The organism is Methanoculleus taiwanensis (assembly GCF_004102725.1).
Lineage (GTDB): Archaea > Halobacteriota > Methanomicrobia > Methanomicrobiales > Methanoculleaceae > Methanoculleus_A > Methanoculleus_A taiwanensis.
On sequence record NZ_LHQS01000009.1, the window covers coordinates 1 to 1,656 of the forward strand.

The following is a 1,656-nucleotide window of genomic DNA, read 5'->3' on the forward strand; positions in this document are numbered from 1 at the left end:
CTCGCCGCATCCTTCGGCTCCGGTGCGATGACGAACTCGATCGGCGACATCGCCGAATCGAAGTGCCTCTTCATCATCGGCAGCAACACCTTCGAGCAGCACCCCCTGATCGGACGCAGGGTCATGCAGGCCAAGATGAACGGTGCCAAGCTCATCTACGCCGACCCTCGCTACACCGCGACCGCCAAGCAGGCCGACCTCTACATGGCCTTCACCTCCGGCGCCGACGTCGCTATCCTGAACGGCCTGATGCAGGAGATCATCAAGAACGGATGGGAAGACAAGGAGTTCATCAAGAACCGGGTCAAGGGATATGAGGAACTCAAGGCAGTCGTCATGAAGGAGGACTACAGCCTCGAGAACGTCTCGAAGATCTCCGGCATCCCGGTCGAGCAGCTCAAGACCGCAGCCGAGTGGATCGGCACCGCCGAGTCCTGTGCGATCCTCTACTCGATGGGTATCACCCAGCACACCACCGGTGTCGACAACGTCAAGTCGGTCGCCAACCTCCAGATGCTCACCGGCAACCTGGGCAAGGCCGGCGCCGGCGTGAACGCACTCCGTGGCCAGAACAATGTGCAGGGCGCCTGCGACATGGGAGCACTCCCCGTTGTCTTCACCGGCTACCAGAAGGTCATCGACGAAGCAGCCCACAAGAAGTTCGCCGACGCATGGGGCTTCCCCGACGGCATCTGCGAGCCCAAGAACGGCTACGAAGTCACCGTCATGATGGATGTCCTCACCGACAAGCCCGGTGAACTCAAGGCCATGTACATCATGGGCGAAAACCCCATGCTCTCCGACCCGGACCTCAACCACGTCAAGCACGCAATCGAGGCCCTCGAGTTCCTCGTCGTCCAGGACATCTTCCTGACCGAGACCGCCGCGATGGCGGACGTCGTCCTCCCCGCAACCTGCTACGCCGAGAAGGACGGCACCCAGACCAGCACCGAGCGCCGTGTCCAGATGTGGCGCAAAGCCCAGGAAGCACCCGGCGAAGCCAGACTCGACTGGAAGATCATCGCAGAAATTGCCGCAAAGATGGGCTACGCAGAGCAGTTCGCATGGGAGACCGCCGAGGATATCTTCAACGAGATCGCCGCCGTCACGCCGTCCTACCACGGCATGAACTACGAACGGCTCAACCGGCCCGAAGCCCTCCACTGGCCCTGCCCCAGCGTTGACCACCCGGGAACCCCGATCCTGCACACCGCGAAGTTCGCCCACCCCGACGGCCTCGGTGTGATGCATGCAATCGAGTGGAAACCGGCCGCAGAAGTACCCGACGCGGAATACCCGTTCGTCCTCACCACCGGCCGTATCCTCTGGCACTGGCACACCGGTTCCATGACCCGCAGGTCCGCGACCCTCGACAACGAAGTCCCGACCGGCTGGATCGAGATCAACCCCGAGGACGCAAAGGAACTCGGTATCAAGGACAAAGAGATGGTCAAGGCAACCACCCGCCGCGGTACCGTCAACGTCCCCGCAAAAGTAACCGATGAGATCATGCAGGGCGTCATGTTCATGCCGTTCCACTTCGCGGAATGTGCGGCAAACGTCCTGACCAACAACGCACTCGACCCCATCGCCAAGATCCCCGAGTTCAAGGCATGTGCCGTTAAGGTCGAGAAGATTACGGAGGCCTGAATATGG

At 61.4% G+C, this 1,656-nt stretch carries 1 protein-coding gene; it reads left to right on the forward strand.

Features of this window, described 5'->3' with window-relative positions:
- The coding region (gene fdhF / locus ABH15_RS13520) for a formate dehydrogenase subunit alpha (protein WP_128695133.1) at positions 1 to 1,650 on the forward strand (1,650 nt) is incomplete at its 5' end.
- Between the last annotated feature and the right edge of the window lie 6 nt (positions 1,651 to 1,656).